This window comes from Zobellia laminariae, from assembly GCF_030553095.1.
Taxonomy (GTDB): Bacteria; Bacteroidota; Bacteroidia; order Flavobacteriales; family Flavobacteriaceae; genus Zobellia; species Zobellia laminariae.
The window spans coordinates 4,213,908-4,236,726 of sequence record NZ_CP130738.1 but is presented as its reverse complement, the minus strand read 5'-3'; the positions used below and the strand labels follow the sequence as shown (position 1 = coordinate 4,236,726).

25 protein-coding genes, 1 tRNA gene, 1 pseudogene and 1 riboswitch are annotated in these 22,819 nt (G+C 34.5%); of the genes and pseudogenes, 22 read left to right on the top strand and 5 right to left on the bottom strand.

Features of this window, described 5'->3' with window-relative positions; genetic code table 11:
* Window positions 1–13 precede the first annotated feature (13 nt).
* Both Q5W13_RS20380 and Q5W13_RS20375 read left to right on the top strand, forming a co-directional pair.
* Window positions 14–856: a transglutaminase family protein gene (locus Q5W13_RS20380; protein ID WP_304444284.1), complete on the top strand. Its 843-nt coding sequence runs from the start codon at window positions 14–16 to the stop codon at window positions 854–856.
* A gap of 199 nt (window positions 857–1,055) precedes the next feature.
* A complete protein-coding gene (locus Q5W13_RS20375; protein WP_304444283.1) occupies window positions 1,056–1,424 on the top strand; it encodes a DoxX family protein in 369 nt (122 codons plus the stop codon).
* 6 nt (window positions 1,425–1,430) lie between these two features.
* On the opposite strand, the gene Q5W13_RS20370 is transcribed toward Q5W13_RS20375, so the two are convergent.
* Complete coding sequence (locus Q5W13_RS20370) at window positions 1,431–1,772, bottom strand: DoxX family protein (protein WP_304444282.1); 342 nt, start codon at window positions 1,770–1,772, stop codon at window positions 1,431–1,433.
* A gap of 224 nt (window positions 1,773–1,996) precedes the next feature.
* The gene (locus Q5W13_RS20365) at window positions 1,997–2,557 is read right to left on the bottom strand and encodes a DUF4494 domain-containing protein (RefSeq protein WP_304444281.1); all 561 of its coding nucleotides are present in this window, start codon (window positions 2,555–2,557) and stop codon (window positions 1,997–1,999) included.
* 314 nt (window positions 2,558–2,871) lie between these two features.
* Between Q5W13_RS20365 and Q5W13_RS20360 the strand changes: the two genes are divergently transcribed.
* From Q5W13_RS20360 to Q5W13_RS20300, 13 genes are all read left to right on the top strand, one after another.
* Window positions 2,872–3,138, top strand: a complete 267-nt coding sequence (locus Q5W13_RS20360) for a hypothetical protein (RefSeq protein WP_304444280.1) — start codon at window positions 2,872–2,874, stop codon at window positions 3,136–3,138.
* Complete coding sequence (locus tag Q5W13_RS20355) at window positions 3,111–3,653, top strand: hypothetical protein (RefSeq protein ID WP_304444279.1); 543 nt, start codon at window positions 3,111–3,113, stop codon at window positions 3,651–3,653. The genes Q5W13_RS20360 and Q5W13_RS20355 overlap by 28 nt, the downstream gene beginning before the upstream one ends.
* A 287-nt stretch (window positions 3,654–3,940) precedes the next feature.
* Window positions 3,941–4,321, top strand: a complete 381-nt coding sequence (locus tag Q5W13_RS20350) for a hypothetical protein (protein ID WP_304444278.1) — start codon at window positions 3,941–3,943, stop codon at window positions 4,319–4,321.
* Window positions 4,322–4,663: 342 nt separating this feature from the next.
* Window positions 4,664–5,488, top strand: a complete 825-nt coding sequence (locus Q5W13_RS20345) for an alpha/beta fold hydrolase (RefSeq protein WP_304444277.1) — start codon at window positions 4,664–4,666, stop codon at window positions 5,486–5,488.
* Window positions 5,485–6,672: a sensor histidine kinase gene (locus tag Q5W13_RS20340; protein ID WP_304444276.1), complete on the top strand. Its 1,188-nt coding sequence runs from the start codon at window positions 5,485–5,487 to the stop codon at window positions 6,670–6,672. The genes Q5W13_RS20345 and Q5W13_RS20340 overlap by 4 nt, the downstream gene beginning before the upstream one ends.
* 56 nt (window positions 6,673–6,728) lie before the next feature.
* A tRNA-Cys gene (locus Q5W13_RS20335) sits at window positions 6,729–6,799 on the top strand.
* A gap of 443 nt (window positions 6,800–7,242) precedes the next feature.
* The gene (locus tag Q5W13_RS20330; protein WP_304444275.1) at window positions 7,243–7,566 is read left to right on the top strand and encodes an HPF/RaiA family ribosome-associated protein; all 324 of its coding nucleotides are present in this window, start codon (window positions 7,243–7,245) and stop codon (window positions 7,564–7,566) included.
* 205 nt (window positions 7,567–7,771) lie between these two features.
* Window positions 7,772–8,134 carry a hypothetical protein gene (locus tag Q5W13_RS20325; RefSeq protein WP_304444274.1) on the top strand — a complete coding sequence of 121 codons (363 nt, stop codon included), beginning with the start codon at window positions 7,772–7,774 and terminating at the stop codon, window positions 8,132–8,134.
* A gap of 200 nt (window positions 8,135–8,334) precedes the next feature.
* Complete coding sequence (locus Q5W13_RS20320) at window positions 8,335–9,588, top strand: putative glycoside hydrolase (RefSeq protein ID WP_304444273.1); 1,254 nt, start codon at window positions 8,335–8,337, stop codon at window positions 9,586–9,588.
* Window positions 9,589–9,714: 126 nt separating this feature from the next.
* Entirely contained in the window at window positions 9,715–10,365 is a 651-nt protein-coding gene (locus Q5W13_RS20315; protein ID WP_304444272.1) for a pyruvate kinase, read from the top strand.
* Between the two features lie 49 nt (window positions 10,366–10,414).
* Window positions 10,415–10,744, top strand: a complete 330-nt coding sequence (locus tag Q5W13_RS20310; RefSeq protein WP_304444271.1) for a hypothetical protein — start codon at window positions 10,415–10,417, stop codon at window positions 10,742–10,744.
* A gap of 20 nt (window positions 10,745–10,764) precedes the next feature.
* Window positions 10,765–11,400: a pyruvate kinase gene (locus Q5W13_RS20305; RefSeq protein ID WP_304444270.1), complete on the top strand. Its 636-nt coding sequence runs from the start codon at window positions 10,765–10,767 to the stop codon at window positions 11,398–11,400.
* A complete protein-coding gene (locus Q5W13_RS20300) occupies window positions 11,343–11,534 on the top strand; it encodes a hypothetical protein (protein WP_304446591.1) in 192 nt (63 codons plus the stop codon). The genes Q5W13_RS20305 and Q5W13_RS20300 overlap by 58 nt, the downstream gene beginning before the upstream one ends.
* Before the next feature lie 112 nt (window positions 11,535–11,646).
* Here Q5W13_RS20300 and Q5W13_RS20295 read toward each other — a convergent pair whose 3' ends face one another.
* From Q5W13_RS20295 to Q5W13_RS20285, 3 genes and pseudogenes are all read right to left on the bottom strand, one after another.
* A complete protein-coding gene (locus Q5W13_RS20295) occupies window positions 11,647–11,835 on the bottom strand; it encodes a hypothetical protein (protein WP_304444269.1) in 189 nt (62 codons plus the stop codon).
* 146 nt (window positions 11,836–11,981) lie between these two features.
* Window positions 11,982–12,509: a hypothetical protein gene (locus Q5W13_RS20290; RefSeq protein ID WP_304444268.1), complete on the bottom strand. Its 528-nt coding sequence runs from the start codon at window positions 12,507–12,509 to the stop codon at window positions 11,982–11,984.
* Between the two features lie 322 nt (window positions 12,510–12,831).
* A pseudogene (locus tag Q5W13_RS20285) lies at window positions 12,832–14,132 on the bottom strand (Na+/H+ antiporter NhaC family protein).
* A 46-nt stretch (window positions 14,133–14,178) separates the two neighbouring features.
* Window positions 14,179–14,276: riboswitch (SAM-I-IV-variant riboswitch) on the bottom strand.
* A gap of 374 nt (window positions 14,277–14,650) precedes the next feature.
* Here Q5W13_RS20285 and Q5W13_RS20280 point away from each other — a divergent pair.
* The 7 genes from Q5W13_RS20280 (at window position 14,651) to Q5W13_RS20250 (ending at window position 22,696) form a co-directional block, all read left to right on the top strand.
* Entirely contained in the window at window positions 14,651–15,517 is an 867-nt protein-coding gene (locus Q5W13_RS20280; RefSeq protein ID WP_304444267.1) for a hypothetical protein, read from the top strand.
* A gap of 169 nt (window positions 15,518–15,686) precedes the next feature.
* Window positions 15,687–16,400 (top strand): hypothetical protein, encoded by a 714-nt coding sequence (locus Q5W13_RS20275; protein ID WP_304444266.1) that lies wholly within the window; start codon window positions 15,687–15,689, stop codon window positions 16,398–16,400.
* Between the two features lie 312 nt (window positions 16,401–16,712).
* The gene (locus Q5W13_RS20270; protein ID WP_304444265.1) at window positions 16,713–18,020 is read left to right on the top strand and encodes an NCS2 family permease; all 1,308 of its coding nucleotides are present in this window, start codon (window positions 16,713–16,715) and stop codon (window positions 18,018–18,020) included.
* 20 nt (window positions 18,021–18,040) lie between these two features.
* Complete coding sequence (locus Q5W13_RS20265) at window positions 18,041–18,817, top strand: 5'-methylthioadenosine/adenosylhomocysteine nucleosidase (protein WP_304444264.1); 777 nt, start codon at window positions 18,041–18,043, stop codon at window positions 18,815–18,817.
* A gap of 167 nt (window positions 18,818–18,984) precedes the next feature.
* Window positions 18,985–19,770: a transglutaminase domain-containing protein gene (locus tag Q5W13_RS20260; RefSeq protein ID WP_304444263.1), complete on the top strand. Its 786-nt coding sequence runs from the start codon at window positions 18,985–18,987 to the stop codon at window positions 19,768–19,770.
* A 510-nt stretch (window positions 19,771–20,280) separates the two neighbouring features.
* Window positions 20,281–20,727 carry a hypothetical protein gene (locus tag Q5W13_RS20255; RefSeq protein WP_304444262.1) on the top strand — a complete coding sequence of 149 codons (447 nt, stop codon included), beginning with the start codon at window positions 20,281–20,283 and terminating at the stop codon, window positions 20,725–20,727.
* A 727-nt stretch (window positions 20,728–21,454) separates the two neighbouring features.
* The gene (locus Q5W13_RS20250; RefSeq protein WP_304444261.1) at window positions 21,455–22,696 is read left to right on the top strand and encodes an FRG domain-containing protein; all 1,242 of its coding nucleotides are present in this window, start codon (window positions 21,455–21,457) and stop codon (window positions 22,694–22,696) included.
* The last annotated feature ends 123 nt before the right edge of the window (window positions 22,697–22,819 follow it).

Here is a 22,819-nt window from a genome sequence, read left to right as displayed (position 1 = left end):
CTGGAATCTTCAAATGAAATTAAAAATTACTCATACTACAACTTATGCATTTAATTCTGAGGTGTTTTTAGAGCCTCATTATTTAAGATTCCGACCAAGACAGACCGCTTATGTTGATTTAAATGAGTTTTCTATGTCTATTGTTCCAAAGCCTAGCGGACATAAAATAATTCAAGATGAAGAAAACAATGTTGTAGATTTTTGTTGGTTTGATGGAGTTACAAATAACCTTAGCATAACCGTTGAGAGTATTTTAGAAACAAAACCATTTAATCCCTTTGATTTTATTCTAGAACCTCAAAGCTATAATCAGCTTCCTTTTGAATATGATGAATCAAAGAAAAGACTATTATTTCCTTACTTAAATGGTTTACCCATTTCACAAGAATTGATTGATTATGGAACCGCTATACTTGAAAAAGCAAAATTTAATACCATTCACTTTTTAACACAGCTCACCAACCAATTACATAAAGATTTTACCGTAGAATATAGAGAAGATGGAGCGCCATTTCTGCCTGAGCATACTTTTGAAATAAAAAGAGGTTCCTGTCGGGATTTGTCGTGGATGCTAATTAATCTATTACGTTACCAAGGTATTGCAGCCCGCTTTGTAAGCGGCTATTATTATTTTGATATGATTGTACCCGCATTTGAATTACATGCTTGGGTAGATGTTTTTTTACCCGGTATTGGTTGGTTAGGTTTAGACCCTAGTCACGGTATTTTGACAGGCAATACCCATTTCCCGATTGCTACAAGTTCTCATTATGAAAATACAATGCCTGTTTCTGGAGGCATTAGAGGTAGTGCCAGTTCTAAGTTAATAACAGAACTACAAATAGAAAAAATATAAATACAAACCTTAAAGTATATGAAGGAGGGAATTCTTTATAATAAAATGCATATTCCTATCCCTAAAATTTCTAAACTACTTTAAATTCCCTGCTGCAACTTTTTTCAGTTAATAATCAATGTAAACAGACCATTTTAATATCCAGATGCGTACTATTTTTACGGCTAGATATCAACTCTAGAAACTTTAAACTAAGAATATGGACTATTTACTAATTGCATTACAAGTTATTGTAGCACTAAGCATTCTAAATGTATGGCTTGTACAGAATAAAAAACCTACACAATGGCGTGGCGGAAATGCAACAACTATTATTGAAGAGTTTAAAGTTTATGGCCTTCCTGTTTGGATGTGCTTTGTTGTGGGTACTTTAAAAATACTATTTGCTGTAGGTTTATTGGCCGCCATCTGGTATCCTAGTTTTAGAGAGCCGTCTGCTTTGGGTCTAGCAGCATTACTTCTAGGCTCTATTACAATGCACTTGAAAATAAAAGACCCCATAAAAAAATCACTCCCAGCTTTCATCTTTTTAACGATGTGTCTGTATATTGCTTTTCCAATATTTTAGTTCGTGTTAGATTGTTACAATTAGCTGGTAAAAGATATAACCATTTAAAAGAGCATATAAGAGAGATGGTGCAGATTGAAAGATACCATCCCTGATTTTTAAGCGGACACCGAAGCCTAGAACCATAAGAATAGAAAGACTTAACGCGGCTGCGGCTTGTACTGTTGGGGAATAAAAATACCCAAGTAGTAACCCTAAACCTCCAACAAGCTGTAATACTCCAACTACTTTTCTAAATTTAGTTAAGCCATATCTTACGAACTCTTTTTTCATTTGAGATAGAAAGAAACACCCAAAACCAAAAAATAGGAATGAAAAAGCGGAGAAAAAAGTAAAAATGGTTAGCATGCAGATGGTGTTTCTAAAATAGCTTTTGTTAGTATTTAAAAGTTAAAAGTAGCTAGTATACAACTGTGAAGTTGAATATCTAGAGTTTTTTTGAACTCTAAAAGATTTGTAGCATAATCCTATGTCAGTGGTGAAACTCTGGAGAGATATGAAACACCTATACAAAATAAAAAAGTCCATCTAAATAATTTTAGATGGACTTCTATAATATTGAAATTTATTTGTTACTCTTCCTCGGTAACAAGGGCATCAGCCATTTCTAATTCTTCATCCATGCTATTATCTACAGGAACAGAATTCTTTAACATTGAAAATTTCTCCAAACGCTTCATATCATCTTCTTCACCAGAAAAGTATGGGAAAACATCAACAATAGGAGATTCAGAAATTGCAGGTATGGTATACTCACCCATGGTATCTTTCATTACACCAATAGTGTTATCATACGCTTCCTTTACATCATTAGCCTGAATCAACAAATACATATTTGTTTTGCGCTCTTTACCGCTCTCTTCGTCAAAAGCAATTAAAGACACTCTAGACTTGAACCATCTATCAGAATTCTCAAACGGATGTATTTCTGCGTAGTTAGCCACTTTTATATTCGTAATTTTAATTTCTTCAGTGTCACTCAAGTAAACAGACATCTCTTCGGTAATTCTACTCTCTGCTTCGGTATACGAAATTGCATCTACCAAAAAAGGTTCTGTCTTTACCTTTTGTGTACCTGATGTTTCATCAAGTTTTCTATATTTTACCTTACATTCATACCACGTTGCACTCATATCTCTTTGTTTATGGGTATCAAATATAAGGTTAAGCTTTAGCTCAAAAATTGAAAATAGGGAATAGATATTCACAATTTCCCGACGATTTTCATATCGCTTTTAGCATGAGGAAGTTAGAGAATTTAGATTACACTTTTATTTGACAGATATCATCAGCTGTTCTTCAACTTCAATAAAAATAATTCATAATCCTTCACTTGAAATAAGCTATCGTTGACTATAAACAATGGCCAATTCGCTGAAAGTACTAAAATAGCTTCTGGGTATTCATTAGGTTTGCTTCTAATCGTAAGAAACTGAAATACAGAAGAATGAGGATTGCTTTAAATAAAATTAGATTATCGCTTAGTGTAATGGTTTTGTTTGCATTTGTAGAAACCTATGCTCAAGAACCAGAAGAGAAAATTGAAGACCTTATAACCTATAATAGTTCTATGGATGCCGATAACATTTATGTAGCACTCAGTACCACTGATCGGCCAACTATGCTTTCTATGTTACACCGCGGACTTTTTGTTTATTTTGATGTAAAGGGAAAGAAAAAAAGAACGTGTCCGTTCAATATCCTTCAGAAGTAAAACTACCCCAAAGAGGACGCGATAGAAAAGAAGGTAATAGAGGCGAACTTGAGGAGGATGAACAGCAAGGGCCAGATATCTTAGAAGAGATAGAAGAAATGCCAAAAATGGCAAAATACAACAACCTAGATTTTGAACAAGATTTTCATTTAGACCTTAACAATTTGGGTATCTCAATAACTTACAGTTACGAAGTAGAAGAAGAGATTTTACGTTATGAATTAAAGATGCCTAAACAATATATTTCTGATAATGAAATTGATTTTTCTAAATTTTCTATAGGTGTAGTAACCCCAAAAACAGAAAAAGATACGAAGGATAAAGATTCCGGTTTAAGCTTTGGCAGTGCAGGCCAAGGAGGCGGTTCTGGCGGAGGCCCTAGAGGAGGTGGAGGACAAGATGGTGGTCCTAGAGCAGGCGGGAGCGGCTCCAGATCTAGTGGTCCTCCAAAACAGGACAAAGGACCAGAAGCGGTAACTATAGACTTTTGGTTTAATCCAAATTTTGTGGAGTAGTTAAGTTTATGTCCAGAACGTAAGCTATTTGTTTATAGTTGATTGAGTACTGTTTTTTATTATTTCATTAGTTTGTTTACCTCCTTATCAAATTGATATTGGAGGTTTTTTTTAGTTAATTTTCAAGGCAAACCAATGAGTTTGAAAAAGTACCAGATTTTCCGGTTTCCTACAAAAGCCAAAATTGATAAGTAGGAGAATTTCAAAAATTAAATAAAAGAGTGCTATCTTAGCTATATATGGAGTTTATCAGCTATGATAATATCCAATTGACACGAATGTATACTATGGAAAAAACAGAATTTCTTGAACAAAATATCTTTCAGAATTTAAAAAACCTTAATGATGGTTTTGATTCTGATTCAATACCGTATTTCTCTGAGGCAGATTTTGAAACAGTTTTAGAACGTATCGAGCAATTTGGAATTGGAATATATGAAATGAAACCTCGGCTAGATGAGGATTTCTTGGATGTAAAAGTAAATGAAGATTACAGAAAAAAAGCAACTGACCCTAAATGGTACAAGAGGGCTTTTTCTGATTTTAAAAAACAACAAGCTAATCTCAAGTATTCAGCAAGCTATAAAGTTTCGGATAGACTTCTGAATAGAAAAAGTGCGATTGAAAAGGCCGCCGAAAGTGAAGCATTGCGTACAAATGAAGAATAGAGCTGTTGTAGTAATGTTATTGCGGCTAAATGGCTAAGCAAGACTCCGCAAGAGTCTCTATAATGTTTCGAATCCATTCGGATGCCTCAAAATATATTTAATCGTTTTAAGAAAGGATTTATTTTGAGTTGAAGTAAGAATTGAATATAATAAGTAAAAAATATAATCATGGCAAAAGGTCAAGACTCTAAGAAGAACGTAAAGAAAGCACCTGCAAAAACTGCAAAAGAAAAGAAGGAAGAAAAAAGATTGAAAAAAGCTAAATAGGAAGAGAGAGAATCTTTTTTATAGCTGAAGTATTAACTGTTTTAACAATTAAAACCAATTAATATTCTTGTGATTATGAATGTACTGAAACGAAACAACGTAAAGGTTTTTGGAAACGGTAAAAAGGCGCTTATGTTTGCCCATGGATTTGGCTGTGATCAGGTCATGTGGCGCTACATAACCCCGGCATTTGAACAGGATTATAAAATTGTGCTTTTTGATTATGTAGGTTGCGGTAAATCCGAAATGGCTTCCTATAATGAAAGCAAGTATGCTTCCCTTCAAGGATATGCTTCAGATATTATAGAGATTTGCACGGAACTCCAATTAAAAGATGTTGTTTTTATTGGGCATTCGGTAAGCTCAATGATTGGGGTACTTGCTTCTATTCAACGTCCTGAATTATTCAATTCCCTTGTATTCGTTTGCCCATCTAGCTGTTATATCAACAAGGAAGACTATGTGGGTGGTTTTGAAAAAAAGGATTTGGAGGAGTTGCTGGACGTAATGGAAAATAATTATGTAGAGTGGTCTAATTATTTGGCGCCTATAGTAATGAAAAATTCGGATATGCCAGAGCTTACAGAGGAACTCGCTAGTAGTTTCTGCTCCATGGATAATAAAATCACGAGAAGTTTTGCGCGGGTTACTTTTTTCTCGGACAACAGAGAAGATCTCAAAAAAGTACAAGTTCCCAGCCTAATCCTACAATGTGCGCAAGATGATATAGCACCGGAACAGGTGGGTAAATATATTCACGAAAGATTAGAAGATAGTAGAATAGTGTTTATGAAAGCTACAGGCCATTGTCCGCACATGAGCCACCCGGAAGAGACTATTGAGTGTATTAAAAATTTTATTACCAAAGAATTTGAACCTAGTGAACTGCAAAAATTTTGAACGATAATGCTCCCTGCTTTCTGTTCTCCTTTGTCGCTGATCATCATATAGATTATGTAAATGATTTAATGATGGAAGCTTTAGGTTATGAGGACCATGAGATTCTGAATACCCTAAGGTTCGAAGATTTATTATCTGGAGGTAGTCGTATTTTATATAAGACTCATTTTTATCCTATGCTCATCATTCAAAAGGATATTGAGGAGATTTTTATTTCTCTTCGCTCAAAAACGGGGGAGGAAATTCCCGTTCTTATCAATATGTCTTTTATAAAAAAAAATGGTGTGGACTATGTTACCGGAGCCGGCCTTAAGATGTCTAAGCGTAATGATTTTGAGAAAAGAATATTGGACGCTAGGCGAGATGCAGAAAAAGCACTTCAAGAGAATGAACTTTTAATCAAGACCAAAGCCCAGTTAGAAACTAGCCGGACACTTTTAGAGGATCAATTACAAAATCAGTCACGAATAAATAAAGAACAGATAGAGTTCAACAAAATCTTGGCGCATGATTTACAGGAACCACTTCGTAAAATTTCAATTTTTGCAAGTCGGTTAGAAGATTTTTCTGATTTGAAATCTCAAGAGGAGAAATCCCGACATTATTTAAAACGAGTTTTACAAATCTCAGAAAACAGTCATGCCCTTGTTAAACGTTTGCAAGTCTATCATGCCTTAGACTATAAAAAACTACATTATCTGACTGCCAGTTTTGATATTATATTGGAGGATGCCATACTAAAAATAGGTAACCCGCCGTTAGAGATAATATATGGTGAAATGGAAATGAAAGAGATATATGGTGATATCCCAAAGTTGACTATTTTGTTTAGCGAACTACTAAAAAACTCCTATCAATACAGGTCTTCCGAGAAGCCTACATCTATTCATATTTCAACCAGTAAGGTAACAGAAAATTATCATCAGGCGTTAAAAGGAGCCTATCGTTATATAGAATATATACGTATTACTTTTAGAGATAATTCTCTTGGGTTTCAGAGCTACAGCGGAGATGATATTTTTAGACCTTTACAAAATTCTGATAACAGTTATGGCAAAGGATTGGGATTAGCATTTTGTAAAAAGATAGTAGAATTACATAAAGGGCGCATTTCTATTAAACCAGAAAAAAATGGAGGTTCTAAATTTAGTATTCTTTTACCCATAGAAGTCCCTAGCAATTAAAAACTGAGTGAGTACATTAGTTTTGAAAGTTAGAAAAGATTGAATTTAAATTTTATGGCATTGTGGCTGAATGGCTAGGCAAGACTCCGCAAGAGTCTTTATAATGGTTCGAATCCATTCGATGCCTCAAAGAGGATTTTAATACTGTAAAACAGGAGGTCTAAAAAGATCTCCTGTTTTTTTATTGCACTAGAAAGTGCAAATTAGAGTGCTTCAATTTTTGGCGGTAAACTATAAATCAATCATAAATGTTTCTGAATAATCTTTTTTGAATAATATATCCATTACCTTCTAAACTTGTATGTATTTAATAGTTAGATATTTCTCGTGAATAGGTGTACACCATTACGTATGAAACTAAAAGATAAGCGCTATAACTGATATTTGTCATCTTTTTTGAGGCTTCAAGTTTATAGATTTACATCATAAGCAATAGCCATTATAGCACAATGTTTTATAAAAATATTTACGATATCTCTCGAGGATATTTTAACACCTATTGACATAAAAGTGAACGATTTCAAAAAAAATAAAGCTTAAAAACAATTCCTTAAACTAAAACATATAATTATGACAATATTATTTAATACTGATAAAACAATAAACGGCAATGAAAGAGGCCAATCTTATTTCACCTCCATGATAGAAGAGGGGTTAAGAAATTATGAATCCCATATTACTAGAGTAGAGGCCCATGTCTCTGATGAAAATGGAAAAAAAGAAGGAATTAAGGATATGCGATGTTTGTTGGAAACCAGAATTGCTGGTAAACAACCTATAGCCGTTTCATGTCAAGATGATACCGTTGAACTTGCCGTATCTGGAGCTATCGATAAACTTACGGCTTCTTTAGAAACAATTATTGGAAAGATGCATAATCACAAACCTGTTTAGATTTCCTTGAAAACTACATTTTAGAGCAAAAATTTATTTTGAAGATCATCTTATTAAAAAGGGTAATAACCAATCATGGTTGTTACCCTTTTTGTATGTAGTTGATATCTACACAAAGAATTCAACCATTCATACAAACATCTAGTTTTTACGTCCACCCCATAACTATTTTCGATGTAGAAATATTATTTAAAAAATAGAACATATGGGAGTTTTAAATGTAACAGAATATAGGGTGGGTACCAATAGGAGTAGAACCAATACGAATGCTCATCGTTTCTACCTTTCACTAAAAGGTAGAAACGAAAGTGGAGTAGTAAATAGCGCAATTATTTATTTCTGGCCATCAAGGCCAACAGATACGGTTGGTTACATTGCTGGTTCGCTTTTTGTAGGAATGTTAGATGATAGCGATTTTCAATATTGGTATGATATATTAAGAAATGAAAAGCCGGTTAAATTATACTATGTAGAAAACTCAGATGCTTCAGTAAACAAAGTATGGCATATTAGTATTGGCACTGGCGATGAAGGTGTTGGAGAAGGTCCAAAAGACTTTAATAATTAAAATTATGGATTTTATAATATTGAATTTAAGATGGTTTTGCAGTTAAGATCAAAGCAATACCTATTGTTTAGATAATCCTGTAAGTTTATAAAAACTTCCCTTTCTACATAAATCAGTACATTTAAAGTGTTTTCGAATTACATTGCCCCTGTCAGGTTAATATACGTATCCAATACCTATGGGATTTTAAAAACACTAAAATGAGTAGAACTTTTTTCAATCTTTTATTTATAGGAATTTCTTTGTTCTTTGTGAGTTGTAGTAAAGACAAGAACGAAAACAACATTACTGAAACTGATGATATAGCCGAAGTAGTTACAGATACAACAATTAATAAAACAAAGCTTTTTTGGTTGTATTTGCACCATGAGGAAATTCCAAGTACATTAATAGAGACCGAAGCTCCTAGACGAGATTTAATCGTTATGAATGCTTGGTTTCATGAATATGTAAAAAAATTTAAAGCAGTAAACCCGGAAATAAAAACATTGGTCTATAAAGACCTTACTTCAACAAGAAGTTACGCTGTGGAAAATGGAGAAGATAATAAATACCTGCCCACTGGAGTCGGTTTTCAATACGCAGACACCAATCATCCTGAATGGTTTTTACTGGATACCAATGAAAATCGATTGGAATATACCGGCTATCCTGACCATTGGCAAATGGATATTGGCAATACCGAATACCAACAACAATGGGCAAATCAAGTAGGTGAGGAGCTTGTTACCAATGACTGGGACGGAGTGTTAATGGACAATGCCATCTATACACTAGACACCTACCATGAAAATGTGTTTCCAAAAAACTATGAAACTAATACGGAGTTTCAATTGGCGTATAAATCAATGTTAACTACCATAAACACTAGACTTAAGGCGGATAATAAAACAGGAATCGCAAATATTACCAATACAAGATTATACCCTGGAGTTTGGGAAAGTTATTTGCAACATCTAGATGGTGGTTTGGACGAGTGGTGGCTTGTTTTTAGTAATGGAAATTATCTTTCTGATTATGCCGAAGGTTATACCCCTCAAATTACTGAAGTGGTCACTAATGAAGCAGATGGTAAGATTACTTTAGTACAACCCCATAGTTCTACTTCGGATAATCAAGGTTTTTATTATGCCTTTGCTAGTTACTGGTTGGTGAACAATGGAAACACCTATTTTTCCGAACAAGAAGTTACGGATGCTTACAAAGACCCTTCTCCTTGGAGAGAAGAATATACATGGAATTTTGGCAAAGCCGATAGTAACTATTTTCAAGTTGAAAGTGGTGTATTTCGTAGGAACTTTTCTCATACAGTAGTACTAGTAAATGCTAACGAAACAGGTTCTCTAGAAGTAAATTTGGATGCTCCTCATTTAAACGAAAAAGGGGAGAAGGTAAGCTCAATTATTCTGGAGGCTTTAAGTGGTAGTGTCTTAAGAAAAATTAATGATGAATAAAGTCACTTTGTAAAGTAGATTACTTGGCTTTCTATAATTAAATAAACTTCCAAATGACAGTTATCATAAAATATACAAGTGGTCTTCAATACCTTTAGAGCAAGGTGAACCCATATGTAAACATCCATGAATATCAACCCGAAAAAAATAAATAGCCTCATTAAAGAAATGGAAGCTATTTTGCGCAAAATCAGGAAAGGAGAGGAGAAAGCCAAGCCTGTTCTAAAGAAGATACATTCCCATCATAAAAAAAGTGCATTAAACCTTGTGCATTATCATCAATTTAGAAAATCGGATTTTAGGGAAAGTCAAAGAAAGTTAGGAAATCTGGGGATGACCCGCTTTGCCAATGCCCAAGGACATGTAGAAGATAGCTTGGTAAAAGTTTTGTACTTGTTATATCGTCTGGCAGACGGGGCTCCTGCTAATTTTGAAAAGGCTCAATTATCTACTAAAAAGAGTAAAAAACTTATAAAATCAAATACACAAGCTCTTTTTGGAAATCCATCGGAAGGCCGTAGGGTTCGTATTATGGTTACCATGCCTTCTCATGCGGCAAAAAATTATGCATTGGTTTATGACATGGTAGAAAACGGAATGAACTGTGCCAGAATAAATTGTGCTCATGATACACCAGAGGTTTGGAAGAAAATAATTAAGAATGTAAAAAAGGCTTCAGAAGAACTGGGTTCATCGGTAAAAATTGCCATGGATTTGGCGGGACCCAAAATCCGAACGGGGGCTGTGGAGCTAAGGCGCAAGAATCATCAAATTTAAACCTAAAATAGATGACGAAGGCATTATTCTAAAACCAGTTGAAATTAGGTTGATTATAAGCACTGCAGAACTTGTGCCTGCTCATACCGTACCTATAAATGCAGATTGGTTAGGTGAACTTGTAGAAGGTGATAAACTTAGTGTGGTAGATGCAAATAATAAGCCCAGAAAACTTAAAGTAATAGCGTCTTTTGAGAAAAGTGTAATTGTAAAATCTAACAAGGCCATATCTTTTAAAACAAGTGCAGCTATTGAAAGTAGTACTCTTGGTAAAAAGGGAACTATAGGTTCTTTACCTCAAATTCAGAAGGCTATAAGGCTTTACAAAGATGATATGGTAGTGATTACGGATGAAAGTATTATGGAAGCTCTGCTATAGTAAATGAGCAAGGTGAAATTTTGGAAAAAGCACATATTCCTTGTCAATTTCCGGGAATTTTTGAAAAAGTAAATAAAGGAGATTTAGTATTGTTTGATGATGGAAAAATTGAAGGAATAATACAGTCCGTAAAAAAGAATAGTTTTGAAGTCCTCATAACAAGAGCTGCAGAAAAAGGAGTGAAATTAAAGGCAGAGAAAGGCATGAACTTTCCTAATACCAATTTAGGAATTAGCGGACTTACCCCAAAAGATAAAGAAGATTTAGCCTTTGTAGCCAAGCATGCGGACATCATCAATTTTTCATTTGTGAACTCTAAAAAAGATGTTCAAGAACTATTGTCTGAGCTGAAAAAGTTAGAAGCATATGAGAAGTTAGGAATCATATTAAAGATAGAAACTAAGTTTGCTTTTGATAATCTAGAAGAAATTCTTCTAGAGGCCATGCAAGTAAAGAAAGTTGGCGTTATGATAGCCCGTGGCGATCTGGCCGTTGAAACCGGTTGGCAAGAAATTGGCCAAGTACAACATGAACTATTATCTATATGCGGAGCGGCACATATACCAGTAATCTGGGCTACCCAAGTGTTAGAAAACCTATGGCAAAAAACGGACTACCGTCCCGATCAGAAATTACAGATGTGGTCACTTCTTTAAAAGCGGAATGTGTAATGCTCAATAAAGGGCCCTATATGAAAGATGTTCTTATACTTTTAGACACTATTCTTTCTAATATGGAAGATTTTCAAGAGAAAAATGAGACCATGTTACCAAAAATTAGGAAGTTATAAAATAGGAAGTATCGTATTCAATTTGTTCACTATATAATAAAAAAGCACCCAATTAAAACTAGTTTTAATTGGGTGCTTTTTTTAAGACTAAGCGAATATACTTCTTTAAGAATTACTCTTTATTGAAACGTTGAAACTTATACGTTATACCAAAATTAATTCCGAAAGAAGAATACGGTACTTTTTGAGATAATTCTTTTGAAGTATCTGTGTTGGTATTCGATAGATTGTCTACATAAGTAGTTCTACGATCAGTGCCATCAGGTAAGTTCTCTAATGTGTAAAGACCACTAACGGCCACAGTTCCATCAGGTAAAACAACATCTGTATTAAATTCTGAGATTTCAGAATCTTTTCTTTTTAAACTAATTCCATAATACTCTGCCTCGGCAAAAATGCTGAAATGAGGATTTATATCATACTTATAACCAAGAGCACCAACAAATCCTAAAGGAAAATGTCCATGAAAATCTTCTTCTTATAATTGGTTTCAGAATACGACCCTTCTGGCACACCAAAAGCTGCAGCTTCTTCTGCAGAAAAGACTGATTTACGGTAAATTACACCTTCAGTTTTTCCGCCTAACTTTAAAAGAGCTCCAAAACGACCATAAATATTGTTGGTGAATTTATATACCACAGAAACCGAAGATCCAAAAGCACGAGCTCTAGCAACAGCATCTACTTCTGTATTAGGTAAATTTACTATTGATAATTCTTGATCTGTACCTCGTAAGTAACCAATACCTAAATCTACACCAAAGGAATCATCAAAAAAATAAGTCCCCCTTATTTGAAAATTGGTGCCTTCTCCATAACTGCCATACGTGTTTTCCGTTTCAGATATATTTACTTTCTCTCCTAACTTCATTGTGGCGCTACCTATAGCATATCCAGAACTTACTGAAACTTGTAACTGCCCATAAGATATTGTACTTATTAAAACAGCGGCACATACTGTAATTAAATGTCTCATAATAGATAATTTGAAATTTTAAAAATGATTAAATAATCGGACCTATAAAGCTAATTTCTAGAAGCACTATTTACTTATGACCAAGGCTTTTCTTTCTCAATTAATAGCATGCTCCCTAGCTTATAGTTCCACCAAACTAAATTTGGTATATAAAGATACTTTTTAAAAGAAAATTCTTGCAACTACAACGGAGTTTTAACACCCAAGTTGAGCTTCATCTATGAAAACTTCTTTTATGCTGATAATTAAGCATTTTTAAACCAAAAAAGTAGGAGGGAAGTGTGCACTACGCGGCATAAGATAATACACCATAGTAGTTTTATTACTTTCTTAAAGGTTTGAAACTTATAAATAATACCGTGTAAATGAATAACAGTAATAAATACCATAGGTATTAGATATTAAATCTAAATAATCTATTCTTCCTTTTGAAAAACTTAAAATCATTAAAACTTGAGCCCCGTAAGGCAACAAACCTTGAGAAATACAAGCAAAAATATCTAGAATAGAAGCTGTTTTTTTATTATCCAATTCATACTCATCATTTATAGTTTTAGCAATAGGACCAGCTATGATAATGGCCACTGTATTATTTGCGATGGCCATATTAATTGTACTCACTAATGTTGCTATTCCAAACTGCGCCGTTTTTTGATTTTTAATGAGCTTTTTTATGTTAACCAGTATAAATTCTATACCACCATTTCTTTCAACCAAAGCAGCCAATCCTCCGGTAAGAAGAGACAAAAGAAAAATTTCTGTCATATTTGTAAAGCCGGTATAGGCAATTTTAGTGGATTCTATTAGAGTGAAATCACCATAAACAATTCCTAAAAACCCTGCAGAAACAGAACCTAGCAGTAAGGTTACAAAGACATTTACACCCGTTATGGAAAGTATGATGACCAATAGATAGGGCATTATTTTTATAATAGAATAATTGTACACGACAGCCTCAGTTTCTTTGGACTCTAAGCCCAAACCTTGAAAGACTAATATGGCAATAGTGAATAGGGCAGCGGGAACCGCAATTTTAATATTCTGTTTGAACTTATCGCTCATTTTACAACCTAAAGATTGTGTGGCCGCAATGGTAGTATCTGAAATAACCGATAAATTATCCCCAAACATACTACCACCTAAAAGCGCACCGCATAAAATAGCTAAATCAGCACCACTTTTATCAGCAAATCCAACAACAATAGGTGCTAATGCAACAATAGCTCCTACCGATGTTCCTGTAGAAACAGATAGAAAACCAGCAATAATAAAGATGCCAACATAAATATATTGAATGGCAATATAATCTAACCCTAAGTTTACAATAGAATCTACACTACCGGTTTCATTGGTAATTGCAGCAAATGCCCCAGCTAGTAAATAGATCAAGCACATGGTTAATATTTTATCATCACCACAGCCTTTTAATAAGGTGCCTATTTTTGAATGTATAGATTGTTTGAACATCAAAAATGCCACAACAATACCTACAATTACTGCTATAGGAGCAGGCAAGGCATAGAAATCATTTTGATAGATTCCAACACCCAAAAAAGTAAAAACGAATACAAATAGGGGTATTAAAGCTGAGAATTTGGGAATACTGTTTTTTATACTTGCCATTTTACTATAATGTTTTCAAAAAAATAGCGGCAAATAAGAAGAAATATGACTTAACATTTGTTCCAATTAATTGGCTTATCTATTTAGCACCTTGCTTGTTACTGCAGGTTGCTATCTCCTTTTTTGAGATTCTTGATACTGATTTTAAGGCGGCAAAAGTAGTACATAAATCCATCTGGTATTCTTAAAAAAGTTAATTTCTTAATAATCTAGTTTTGTCTTGGTCAAGAAAAAAAAGGAGAAATCATTATGAATTGCAAAAGCATAAATTATAGTCTGTAAATCCTTCTCAGGAGTTTATTTAAGATTACTGTATTTTAGGGACTTGTACACAAATTTCTTCTAGTTTTGAGCCAACATCATATAAAATAAACATCAGTAATTGTTTTACCTTTGCAATTCCACTATCAGGTTTAGCCTAACCGATAAAAAACGAGAACACAAGCTTAAAAAATGAGGAGCACCTTATCAATAATGTTGCTAAAAAAATCTATTGGTTACACTGTCTTCCTGGTCTAATGCTCTTAGGGTGTAAATCAACCAAACAAAATAAGCAGAAAACAATTCCTTCAAGTTCGGAAACAAATACTAAGGAACTGCACAGTACTAATCATAATAATTCCGGAGCTGCCGTATATGATTATGGTTTTGATGATCACGGCCATATTCACCACAAGTCTGTGCTAGAAATGCCCATTCTACCTAAGGCCATAGATTCATTAACACAAGTTGCCACGGGTATAGAAGAAAGCCATATTCTAATAAAGCCAATATCAATCCCAGAATTTGTAGACCCTAATTATTTGGATATAAAAAGTCCGGTAGCAGATAAGATTGTAGAAAACTATATGACCAGTACAAATAAGGAGCCTGGAGGTCACTGCCTTTCTGTAAGTAAAGGGCGTTTTGAACAGGCGTACAAAGAGGTTCACGGTCATTTGCCGTATGAAGATTTGCCGAATCGTATGGCTTCAAAATTCTTTACGCCAAAACAGGTTTTTAACTTGCTTTATGTTTCTGCTTCAGAAGAACACCCAGAATGGCGTAGCCTTCCTGAAGAATATAGGGGTAAGGGTAATGCTGGCGCTATTGCTTATGCCGGAATGGGTACTTTGGTTGATGCATCCGGGATTTGGAGTGGCCAATTAAGACCGGGAGCACTCATGCAAGTTTGGAGATACAAAGAAGACTATGAAAAGGTAGTGCAGGGGGTAGATGTTAAAAAACTTGACCCTTACGGGCATTCGTTCATTTTCATAAGTTACGTTCGTGATGATAAAAATGCAATTATTGGGCTTAGAATTGCCGACCAAGGTTTTCAAAGTTACAGACCTTTAGTGCCTAGAGATTATGAAGTTTGGTGGGCAGTCAACCTTAATATTTAATGGCCTTTAAATAGTTAGGCAAAAGTTTAACATTGTCAATGTAATTTTCTCTTAAAGAATACGTTACAAAATCAGAGTCCGACTCCTAATTTCATCAAAATTTATGTTGTTTTTTTCTTTATTGCTTTCCTTAGGGTTTACAAATGAGATACCACCTAAAATAGACAAAGTGGAATCCATAGGTTACACTATTGAAAAGCCCTTTTCTGCAACAGAAGAAAGAAGTTTTGAAAAAGGAACGACTTTGAAACTTCATACAGATTTAGATAGTGTAGCGGTTTCTTATGCCAGTTCCAAAGTAGATGCAAACCAACTTCGTTTGCGTTTAAAGGAAGGTCTTAGATTAGGCACTATTTCTTTTGACAACATTAAAACTGCGTTTGCCAATCAATTAGTAGATAAAATTATACCGCATTGGTATGGTACTCCTTGGAGTTTTGGTGGCCATACAGCTGTTCCTAACAAAGGTAAAATTGCATGTGGTTATTTCATATCAACCACATTGCGTGATATGGGTATAAAGCTTAACCGGTATAAGCTTGCTCAAAAATCACCTATTGATGAGGCTAAAATGATTAGTTGTGGATCCGTCATTAACAAGGTTCATCAAGATACTCCAGAAAAGGCTTTTGAGGAGATTGATAACTTAACGACGGAAGGACTTTATTTCATAGGTTTTGACGAGGGTCACGTAGGTTATCTCTTAAAACGTGAAGGTGAACTTTTTTTAATTCATTCCAACTATCTTTCTCCAGTATCAGTTTGTATGGAAACCTTGAAAGAATCAAGAGTTTTTAAGCGTTTTAATAAATTTCATATTGTATCTATTTCTCATAACGATACTCTTTTGCAACGCTGGCTAGATGATGGTTCTGTACTGTAATATGCAGCATCTATTCAAGAAATATATTCCTTAGTATTTAATCGTACGCCTTCATAAAAATTATAGACCGTGTCCTAGATTCTAATTCAAAATAGGAGGGAAGCAGTATGTGAAAAATAATATTGTACTTAAGCGAGGATGAGCAAAAAGGTGCAGTTTGCGCTATCCTCCAACTTTAGATTCTTTAATAAAAGAATATAATTAGTAGGTATTCCTTAAAATAAAACCCTTCAATTATTCATTTTATAATAGCACAAAAAAGACGCTATCAATAGGTGAATAAGAAAGTACTTATTACTACTTTGATGCCACTTGAAAGCGAACACTAAATTTATACGAACCGAGATTCTTGCAGGGATTAGCTCTTTCCTTAAGGCAACGTTTTACATCATAATCGTAAATCCTGCAATTCTTTCAGAAGCCGGAATGCCATTTTCGGCAGTCGTAACATCTACCGTACTTGTCTGCTCTTTTGGTAGTATTATGATGGGTATTTACGCCAAAAATCCATTTATTATCGCACTAGGAATGGGGCTAAATGCCTTTTTTACTTATACAGCTGTCTTGGGCTTAGGTCTTAGTTACGAAACTGCTTTAGGAGCAGTTTTTTGGGCAGGAATCCTCTTTTTAATACTAAGTATACTAAAAGTTAGAGACAAAATTGTACAATCCATTCCACACGCATTACGCTATGCAATTGCAGCAGGTATTGGGCTGTTCATTAGCTTTATAGGTTTACAAAATGCGGGGTTAATTGTAGACAATCCCGTAACACTGGTTAGTCTAGGCTCCTTAAAAGACCCCATTTGCCTTACTTTTTTAATTGGCCTTGGTTGTACCGCTATTTTAATTTCCAGAAATGTAAAGGGCGCAATGATCATAGGTATTCTATTGACTACTGCACTAGCATGGCCCATAGGAAGATGGTGGGGAGATGCCTCAATAGTAAATTTTGGAGTACCAACACTAGTAAATTATACGGGAATATTTGCTATGCCGGATTTTAGTCTTTTCCTAAAAGCGAATTTATTCGGATCTATACAATATGCTTTCCTACCGGTAGTTTTTGTTTTTGCGTTTACGGATTTGTTTGACAGTCTTTCTACATTTGTTGGTCTTGCCGAAGCATCTGGATATAAAGATGAGGACGGGAATCCAAGAAACCTTAAAAAATCACTTTTGGCAGATGCCATTACCACCATCTTTTCCGGTCTTGTAGGTACAAGCTCGGGAACCGTATATATAGAATCCGCAGTAGGTATCCGCGAAGGTGGAAAAACGGGGCTTACCGCAATTACAGCGGGGATTTTATTTCTACCTTTTTTATTTTTCTCACCGCTTTTATCCATTGTACCCAGTATTGCCAGTTCTATTGCTTTGGTCCTTGTTGGTTCTTTTATGATGAAACCCTTAACCAAAATTAACTGGAGTATGCCAGATGAGGCTATTCCCGTCTTTTTTACTATGATTCTTATGCCACTTACGTATAGTATTACAACAGGAATTATTATTGGTTTCCTAAGCTGGACGTTACTTAAATTCTTTTCAGGCAAAAAAGAAGATATTAATCCGGCTCTTTTGATAATTAATCTCTTATCCCTTCTGTATTTATGGCTTTAAGACAAATAGTACTCATTCTTATGTTCCTTCTTGTTTGTACAGTACAAGGGCAGCGTATAGCCATTATGGGCGCCATGGATGAGGAAATAGAACTGCTAAAAGGGGTTCTGAAAAACAAAAAGGAAATCCATAAAAATGGAGTTACTTTTTATACCGGGAAACTGAAAGGACAGAAGGTAGTTCTCTTAAAGGCTGGTATTGGTAAAGTAAATGCGGGATATAGCACCGCTATTCTAATAGCGAACTTTAAGTTAGATGCGTTACTATTTACAGGAGTAGCAGGTGGGTTGGACCGTAGTATTGAACCCGGAGATATCGTTATCTCAGATAAAATGATTCAATATGATTTTGGAGAGTTAAAAGAGGGGTCATTTGAAACTTGGCCTACTAGGAACCTAGCGAAGAACAACGAACGAAATCCTTTGTACCTTACTGTAGACCCGAATCTATTGGAACAAAGTAAGAAGGCATCAGAACAAATTAAATTGAAACCACTAAACAATAGAATTCCTACCTTTCATATTGGCGTTATTGCTACCGGAGACACCTTTGTAAGCGATCCAATAAAAGCAAAAGAACTGTATACCAATTTTAATGCACTGGCAACAGAAATGGAGGGCGCAGCTGTTGCACAGATATGCACTATGTTGCAAGTGCCCTTTATTGTTATTAGAAGCTGTAGTGATAACGCCAATACAGCAGCACACTCAGATTATTTCAAATTTGTAAAAGTAGCGTCCGTCAATTCCGCCCAAATGGTATTGGCAATATTGGAAAATTATGAAGAAGCCAAATAGCTTAAAACTGGATAGAATCAACTAAAAAAAAATAGTGACGAAGAGTTTAAGTTAATAGGTGATACTGATTTAAAATAGCCGAGATTTGTGTAAGCAGTTTACTTCATTCCTTACTTAGAATTGGGCTAGTATTTATTGTATAATTAGAGTCTTGAAAAAATTGATATATGCGTTTACGTACAAGCTGTGACCTAAAGTTCGAGATTTTTGAGCCCACCCCATTTATACTTATGTTGAGGCCACGTAGTGGTAGCCAGCAATGGGTAGAAAGAGAGGAATATAAAATTACACCAAGTACTCCTGTTGTTGAATTTACGGATAACTACGGCAATCTTTGTCAACGATTAATTGCCCAACCCGGTATGTTCTCAATTGCTACTTCTTCAGATGTTGTAACCTCTAATTTCATTGACCAAGGTTTTGACTCACCATTTGTTGAAATCCAAAATTTACCAAATGCCGTATTAAGCTATCTATTACCGAGTAGATATTGCGAGTCTGATTGTTTTAACGAAATGGGCGCAGCTATTACTGAAGGCCAATTAATGGGGTATAATCAAGTTTCTGCAATTACAAATTGGTTGCGTGAGAATATTGAGTATCTACCTGGTAGTAATAATGAGCCCTTATCTGCAATTCAGGTTAATAATAGACAATTTGGTGTATGCCGGGACTTGGCTCATTTGGGAATAGCCTTGTGCCGAAGTTTGAGCATCCCTGCCCGTATTGTTGTTGGTTATTTACACAATCTGGAACCCATGGATATGCATGCCTTATTTGAAGCATATATTGGTAACCGATGGTATACTTTTGATGCCACCCAAGTAGATTCTCCGGGAGGTTATGTTGTTCTGGGTTTTGGTCGTGATGCTGCAGATGTTGCTATTTTTAATCAATTTGGCCCTTCGGTTTTTCCAATTGAACATCTTGTTAAAGTTGAGGAACGCCCTTAACTAAATGGAAAAAATTATAGGACTTGATTTTAAACTATAAGCTTAAAACAATTATTACATACACTATAATTTTTTAAAAAGCTATACCTCATTTTATATATCAAAAGTAAAGAAAGCTAAAAGTGATATACAGAATACCTACCTTATATAATAGCCCTCATTTCCTTATCTACAGTAGATAGTGAGGTTTTTGTTTCTTTTTGTATCTTGAGGGTTAATTACACATATATATGTGTTGAGGGAAATGACCTAAAGGCCGTGTTACTCCGCTGCAAAAAAACACGTACTGCATGAATAGCCGTTTTTTCACGACTCCCGTAACACTCATTTCCCTCAACGGTCCGGGTATGCCGCGACTTTAATTAAGGCCATCTTGCTTTTGCCAACTTTACTACCTACTTTAGATAACTACACACAACTAGGCATATATTCCAGAAGTCACAGCAATCTTCCACTCGGTAGGCTGCGCCTTCCGGAAGATATACCCGGACCGTTGGCACCAATTTAAAAATGAAAAGAAATCAGAAAAACATTCTCATTGCAATTGGAATTCCGACACTATATGCAATAATTTTAAGACTAGCTTTCGGAGTAAAAGATTGGAATGAATTATTCTCTGTAATGTCCGTTACATTTCTTTTTCTTCTTCCCACAATAGTTGGAGCATTAACAATTTACCTTTCCGACAAAAGCAAAGTAGAAAACCTATATTATCGAATTTTAATGCCTTGGGTTCCGATAATCTTATTCCTACTAATCACTCTTGCTTTTGCAATAGAAGGTTGGGCTTGCTGGTTAATGATTTTACCAATATTCCTGATTGCGGCTTCAATTGGAGGTATAATAGGTGGCTATTTGAAGCTCAAAAAAAGAAATGATAAATTAAACATTTCGTTTCTTTTACTACTCCCATTTTTAATCTCTCCTGTTGAGCAATTAATAGAAAAAATCCCATAACATATAAAGCATATACTTTTATAGATATAAATTCAAGTGCGGAAAAAATTTGGAACAACGTAACAAGGGTTAAAACAATTGAAAAAACTGAAGACACAGGATACTTAACCGAATTTCTAGGCTTTCCTAGACCTCTAAAAGCAGAGTTAAATTACAAAGGAGTTGGTGCTTATAGAGAAGCAATATTTACGAACGGACTAATATTCCGAGAAACCGTAACAGAATATACGGAAAATAAAAAAATGGTTTTTTCAATTAAAGCTAACACCTATGAAATTCCATCGCCACACTTGACGAACATATTCTGATAGGAGGAGAATATTTTGATGTTCTAGATGGTACCTATGAGCTTGAAAAAATTGAAGAAGGTAAATATCGTTTACATCTATACAGTAAGTTCAAAATGAATACGACTTTTAATTTTTACGCAGGTTGGTGGGGAAAAATTATAATGAAAGATATTCAAAATAACATACTGAAAGTAGAAAAGAAGCGCGCTGAAAAATAAAAAACTGGTGCCAACAAAACCTAAACGTAATGCGGAGTTTAGGGCTTAACCAAAAGGTCTGTGTATATTTATAATGTCGCTAAATCTTATGGATTTAGCTTTGGACAAGAAAAAATAAACTAAACAATAAGTTTTAGCTTCGTGCTCAGATAGAAACGAAAAGTTCCCTTGCCTCCGCACTACGCTTAGCCTAGACGTTAGGTGCAAGCGGAAAAAACTATGAGGAAAATTTCAAATCTTGATTTAAAAGTTCAATTAACGAACGAATTTTTGAGAAGTGGCGGATTGGAAACGATTCGTGACAATCAATTACTAACGGATTTAATAAACTTCAATCGAAACGATTTAGAAACAGTTACTGTAAGAATGAATGCATTTATGTCGTCAATTCTTGGCAATCATATTACACCGCCTTTTTTTTCGGAAAGGCATATTTGCGAGTATGATTCATTCCTTCAAAAAAGTAATTTATTCGACCAAGGTCAGATAGATACGGAAGCTGACTTTAACAAAGCATATGAACAACTTAAAAACGTTAATCATATGCTTTTTAGAGGTCAAAGAGAAGCAAGATGGAGACTTTATAGTACGTTACAAAGATTTTGGATTTGGCATAAACTCTACGAAACAGAGAATAATTATCTGGAATTCTTACAAAAATTAATATCAACAGGAAAAGACAAATATGAAAAGAATATTGTAGAAATATTACAAGAAAATCATATAGACACTATAAACGATATTGCAACTCTTGGCTTTTTACAACATCACGAAACACCAACACCATTATTGGATTGGACATACAGTTTTCAAAATGCACTTTATTTTGGAATTGATAATATTGAGCCAAATCCTGGAATGAAAGAAATTGACAATTATTTTAGCGTTTTTTATATTCAAGAAAAAGACTTTGGACAAGGTGGAATGCGAACAATTTTAGATGATAGCTTAAAAAAAGTCGGAGATGAATTGAAAATTGCATTTATGAAAAAAATAGCCGATGATGATGAGGATTTTAAAAAAATGAAAGAACATTTTGAAGAGAGAAGTTTTTTTGACACAAACAGAGTGAAAGGTTCTGGTTTAATAAGACATATGACACGAATTGAGAATTTAATAAATATTCCAATTACATATTTTAGTGATAGTGAATCTGATTCAAACCTTATTTTCTCACTTACGAATAGCAATAATATTAAACACCAAAAGGGAGTTTTTACTTGGAATGCTGACGCTTCAAAACCTTTAGAAATGCTAGGTAACGAGCAATATAATGTTTCCCGAACTGAAACTGATTCAGAGGATTATCGATTTAGTGGTTGTTATAATATAAATAAAGACCTTGCACCTTTCATAAAACAGAAGCTGAAAGAAGATGGAATTACGAAAGAATTTATATATCCAGATACTGATTTAAACACTCGACATATATATGATGAATGTAGAAAAGCCAGCACCTAACAACGTATAAAATTAATTGCTAGTGCAAGCCTACTTGCGAAAATCCTCGCGGATTTTCTATTCGGTTTGTATTTGCTAAATTAGTTGCTTAAATCACGCAACTAATCTTATACAACAACGTTA

Bases quoted from the DNA above. Each gene is read 5' to 3' on its own strand.
- Q5W13_RS20380 (WP_304444284.1), top strand. From the start codon at position 14: ATGAAATTAAAAATTACTCATACTACAACTTATGCATTTAATTCTGAG.
- Q5W13_RS20375 (WP_304444283.1), top strand. From the start codon at position 1,056: ATGGACTATTTACTAATTGCATTACAAGTTATTGTAGCACTAAGCATT.
- Q5W13_RS20370 (WP_304444282.1), bottom strand. From the start codon at position 1,772: ATGCTAACCATTTTTACTTTTTTCTCCGCTTTTTCATTCCTATTTTTT.
- Q5W13_RS20365 (WP_304444281.1), bottom strand. From the start codon at position 2,557: ATGAGTGCAACGTGGTATGAATGTAAGGTAAAATATAGAAAACTTGAT.
- Q5W13_RS20360 (WP_304444280.1), top strand. From the start codon at position 2,872: ATGAGGATTGCTTTAAATAAAATTAGATTATCGCTTAGTGTAATGGTT.
- Q5W13_RS20350 (WP_304444278.1), top strand. From the start codon at position 3,941: ATGGAAAAAACAGAATTTCTTGAACAAAATATCTTTCAGAATTTAAAA.
- Q5W13_RS20345 (WP_304444277.1), top strand. From the start codon at position 4,664: ATGAATGTACTGAAACGAAACAACGTAAAGGTTTTTGGAAACGGTAAA.
- Q5W13_RS20330 (WP_304444275.1), top strand. From the start codon at position 7,243: ATGACAATATTATTTAATACTGATAAAACAATAAACGGCAATGAAAGA.
- Q5W13_RS20325 (WP_304444274.1), top strand. From the start codon at position 7,772: ATGGGAGTTTTAAATGTAACAGAATATAGGGTGGGTACCAATAGGAGT.
- Q5W13_RS20320 (WP_304444273.1), top strand. From the start codon at position 8,335: ATGAGTAGAACTTTTTTCAATCTTTTATTTATAGGAATTTCTTTGTTC.
- Q5W13_RS20315 (WP_304444272.1), top strand. From the start codon at position 9,715: ATGAATATCAACCCGAAAAAAATAAATAGCCTCATTAAAGAAATGGAA.
- Q5W13_RS20300 (WP_304446591.1), top strand. From the start codon at position 11,343: ATGGCAAAAAACGGACTACCGTCCCGATCAGAAATTACAGATGTGGTC.
- Q5W13_RS20290 (WP_304444268.1), bottom strand. From the start codon at position 12,509: ATGAGACATTTAATTACAGTATGTGCCGCTGTTTTAATAAGTACAATA.
- Q5W13_RS20280 (WP_304444267.1), top strand. From the start codon at position 14,651: ATGCTCTTAGGGTGTAAATCAACCAAACAAAATAAGCAGAAAACAATT.
- Q5W13_RS20265 (WP_304444264.1), top strand. From the start codon at position 18,041: ATGTTCCTTCTTGTTTGTACAGTACAAGGGCAGCGTATAGCCATTATG.
- Q5W13_RS20260 (WP_304444263.1), top strand. From the start codon at position 18,985: ATGCGTTTACGTACAAGCTGTGACCTAAAGTTCGAGATTTTTGAGCCC.
- Q5W13_RS20255 (WP_304444262.1), top strand. From the start codon at position 20,281: ATGAAAAGAAATCAGAAAAACATTCTCATTGCAATTGGAATTCCGACA.
- Q5W13_RS20250 (WP_304444261.1), top strand. From the start codon at position 21,455: ATGAGGAAAATTTCAAATCTTGATTTAAAAGTTCAATTAACGAACGAA.